Source organism: Thermogutta sp. (genome assembly GCF_014359955.1).
Classification (GTDB): domain Bacteria; phylum Planctomycetota; class Planctomycetia; order Pirellulales; family Thermoguttaceae; genus Thermogutta.
Window position 1 is genome coordinate 1 of the sequence record NZ_JACIYL010000431.1, and the last position, 3,815, is coordinate 3,815.

Below are 3,815 nucleotides of genomic sequence, written 5' to 3' on the forward strand. Positions count from 1 at the left end.
GATGGGGCCAGTCCCCAGGCGATCGAGGTCCTCAAACAACGCGGAATCAATTTAGAGGGACACATGTCCCAGCAATTGACCGATTCTCTTGTTCGAGACGCCGATCGCATTTTCACAATGACGCGGGCTCTGAAGGAGGCCATCCTGGCTCGCTGGCCGGACACGGCGGACCGCATCGATTGCCTGGATCCCCGCGGTCAGGACATCGCCGATCCGTTCGGCGGGCCGCTTCAGGCGTACGAAGCATGCGCGAAACTCATTGAAGAAGCCCTGCGTCACCGATGCGAGGAACTTCTCCGATTAGTAGTCGCGCCCCGCTCGGGAGCGTAAAATCGAAAAAGGGGCCCACGGATTCCTTCATTTTGAGAGGTTTCTGAAAAATGCGGATTGCCATTGGAAGCGACCATCGCGGTTACTCCATTCGCCCCAAAATCGTGACCTTTCTGAAGAACATCGGGCACGAGGTGATTGACCTGGGCACGTTCAGCCAGTCGCCGGTCGATTATCCCGACATCGCCGAGGCGGTGGCGAAGAAGGTCGCTTCCGGAGAGGCCGACCGCGGGATCCTCTTTTGCGGCACCGGACTGGGGATGTGCATCGCGGCCAACAAAATCCCCGGAGTCCGGGCGGCGCCCTGCCATGATGATCTTACGGCCGAACTCAGCCGACGCCATAACGACGCGAATGTGCTCTGCCTGTCGGCCGATCTCCTCGGCGAACGCCTCATCACCCGAATTGTGGAAGTCTGGCTCAACACACCGTTTGAAGGCGGCCGTCACGCACGCCGTGTGGAAAAAATCGCGGAGATCGAAAAAGAACTCCTCCAGGACTGCTGCTCCAAGGTGAATCAGGCGGAAAGCAATCCGTTTCAACAGCAGCAGGAGGACCAAACACTGCAGACGTAAGGGCCGATCCTTGCGGTTTGCATCCCCGCGCGACAAAGCCGCCATGTTCCGCTTATTATCGATTCCGTCCGTTTCGATCACGACGGTCCGCGGAGGAAACGTGTGAGAAGAATCGTTTCCAGCGTCGAGCGCGGGCATTGCGGGAGTGCTCAGGACGTGGCTTCGCTCTGGCGGCGCACACTGATCACACAAATTATGAAGGCCCCATTGAATGGGCAAACGCGACAATGTCTTCGGGGCTTCGCGAGTTGATCGAAGAGCTTTGCGGAAAGTACCGCTTTTAGCAAGTCGCCATTCGGAAGCCCCGCCGTTTTGCGTGTTTTTGGGCTTGAAGTGACCTCGTCTGTGAGTAGAGTCGATATTGGTGGGAGTTTATTTCGGCGGAACGCTGACCGTGGTGAAACGGTTCGGGAGGTAACAACCACCGCCCTGAGCAACTGACGGCAGCCGTGCGGGACGGTGGTGGTCGTTCGGATGGAATCCCGGCAACTTGTGAGGCGACATCCAGCAGCGGGAAAGAGGTGCCATGTCGAAAAGGAACGGCCGAGACCCCAACGAGATCGAGCTGCTACTCCGCAATGCTGAATTGCGAACAGAGCTGGAACCGTACTACGATGATTCGCTCACACGCGTTAACATCCACCAGTGGCCGCTGGCCGCTGAAAACGAGTATCTCGCGTCCATGCTGGCCTGGGAAATGGCACCTGTTCTGCCGATCTACCGCTGGTTCGAGCCCGAACTGAGGCTTCCGCGTCCGGAGACGCTGGACGACCAGCAACTTCACGAGATTCTCTGGGATACAATCCACAAACTCTACGAGAAGCGGATCGTCCTGGAGTTCACCGATCATCTGTCGGATCGCGAATTGTACTGTCTCATCTACCGGGATATCCTGCCCTCGCGAGAGAAGAAGCTGGACCTGGGCACCAATTATCTGCGGTGGGACTGTGCGTTCGTGGAGGGCGATCCGGAGATCTGGTTGCGCTACTACGCCACCGACGAAGAACGAGAGGCCTGGGCGGCCACGTATCGGCAGCCCCTTCCCCCGAAAGAAAAGCCTCCCTATCCGCGCAATTTACCCAAAGCCCCGTTCTGAGTGGGCGTCACGCCTGCGCCAATCTCAGAAGCACTGAGGCGGGCCTTCGTTCAATTGCCCGCGTCATCCGGTCAGACCCGGGGTTCCCATCTCGCTTGATCAGCCTGAGAGTTTGCTGAAATGGTGTCACTCCACGGTGACGCTCTTCGCCAGATTGCGCGGCTTGTCCACATCGCATCCGCGAGCCACGGCGATGTGATAGGCAAGGAGTTGAAGCGGCACGATAAACACAATCGGCTGGAGGAAATCATCGACGGCAGGCACTTCGATGAGTTCGTCGGCCAGCAAGGATGCCTCCCGATCGCCTTCCTCGACCACGGCGATGATCGGACCACCCCGGGCCTTGATTTCCTGCATGTTGGCCAGAACCTTTTCATACACCGGTCCCCGCGGCAAGAGGAAGACGCTGGGGGTGTGTTCGTCCACCAAAGCGATGGGCCCATGTTTCATCTCGGCGGCGGGATAGCCCTCCGCGTGAATGTAACTGATTTCTTTCAGTTTGAGGGCCCCTTCGAGCGCTGTGGGAAAATTGAACTGCCGCCCCAGGTACAGGAAGTTCCGGCATTGATAGAAGCGGTCGGCAACCCGGCGGACCCGAGTATCACATTCCAGGGCCTGGGCGACTTTATCGGGTAGTTGACGAATTTTTTCGATGATGCGGATGCCAGCCTCAAAACTCAAATCGCGGAGTCTGCCAAAATAGAGGGCCAGCAGCGCAAGCACGAGGCACTGCGAGGTGAAGGCCTTCGTGGAAGCAACGCCGATTTCCGGCCCGGCGTGCAGGTAAATTCCGCCGTCGGCTTCCTGGGCAATGGTGCTCCCCACCACGTTGCATATGGCCAGAGTGGGATGGCCCTTCCGCTTCATTTCCCGCAGGGCGGCCAGGGTGTCGGCCGTCTCACCACTTTGCGTGATAGCAAACAGCAGAGTGTTATTTGAAAGCGGGGGATTGCGGTATCGCAATTCGCTGGCGTATTCGACCTCGACGGGAATTCGGGCAAGGGCCTCGATCTGGTACTCCCCGACCAGTCCCGCATGCCAGCTCGTCCCGCAACCGGTGAGGATGATCCTTTCCACCTGGCGGAGTTGCTGGGGCGACAGGTTCAGCCCCCCGAACTTGGCCGAAGCAACGTCCATATCCAACCGCCCCCGCATGGTATTGCGGAGGGAATCGGGCTGTTCGAAGATCTCCTTGAGCATGAAGTGGGGATAGCCGCCGGTGTCAATATCACCCGCCGAAAGCTGAAGTTTGTGCAGGCTTGGCTCAACACGGCCCTGATCCCGGTGGAAGATGCGGATAGTCTCGGCCGTGATGATGGCGGTCTCATGATCGCGGAGATAGGCCACGCTTTCCGTAAATCCCGCGAGGGCCGAGGCATCACTGGCGAGAAAATTGGCGCCTTCGCCCACCCCCAGAATCAACGGACTGCCCAATCGCGCGGCGATGATGACACCGGGGTAGTCCCGAAACATCACGGCCAGTCCCCATGTGCCGCGGAGGTGTGAGAGCGCTGCCTGGACCACACCGAGGAGCGGTTGATACTGCCGGTGGATGACTTCCTCCCGAGAGAGGCCGGAATCCCGGAGAAGGTCCGCAATCAGGTGGGCAATCGCCTCGGTATCTGTTTGTGAGCGGAAGTGATACCCGGCCGACTCCAGCCGATGACGCAGGCTTTCGTAGTTCTCGATGACGCCGTTGTGCACGAGCACGACTTCACCGTCGCCACCCAGATGGGGGTGGGCATTCACGTCGGTAGCTCCCCCGTGAGTGGCCCAGCGGGTGTGGCCGATTCCCATATCCCCCTGGGGGCGAT

At 59.1% G+C, this 3,815-nt stretch carries 3 protein-coding genes and 1 pseudogene; 3 read left to right on the forward strand and 1 reads right to left on the reverse strand.

Annotation, left to right across the window (positions count from 1 at the left end; translation table 11 throughout):
• The 3 genes and pseudogenes from H5U08_RS12545 to H5U08_RS12555 all read left to right on the forward strand — a co-directional run.
• Positions 1-330 (forward strand): annotated as a pseudogene (locus H5U08_RS12545) (hypothetical protein); the annotation flags it as partial.
• A 50-nt stretch (positions 331-380) separates the two neighbouring features.
• Complete coding sequence (gene rpiB / locus H5U08_RS12550; RefSeq protein WP_297033562.1) at positions 381-905, forward strand: ribose 5-phosphate isomerase B; 525 nt, start codon at positions 381-383, stop codon at positions 903-905.
• A 526-nt stretch (positions 906-1,431) separates the two neighbouring features.
• The gene (locus H5U08_RS12555; protein WP_297033565.1) at positions 1,432-2,001 is read left to right on the forward strand and encodes a hypothetical protein; all 570 of its coding nucleotides are present in this window, start codon (positions 1,432-1,434) and stop codon (positions 1,999-2,001) included.
• A gap of 126 nt (positions 2,002-2,127) precedes the next feature.
• Here the strand turns inward: H5U08_RS12555 and glmS are convergent.
• A partial coding sequence (gene glmS, locus H5U08_RS12560) for a glutamine--fructose-6-phosphate transaminase (isomerizing) (protein ID WP_297033567.1) occupies positions 2,128-3,815 on the reverse strand: 1,688 nt, incomplete at its 5' end.

Bases quoted from the DNA above. Each gene is read 5' to 3' on its own strand.
- rpiB (WP_297033562.1), top strand. From the start codon at position 381: ATGCGGATTGCCATTGGAAGCGACCATCGCGGTTACTCCATTCGCCCC.
- H5U08_RS12555 (WP_297033565.1), top strand. From the start codon at position 1,432: ATGTCGAAAAGGAACGGCCGAGACCCCAACGAGATCGAGCTGCTACTC.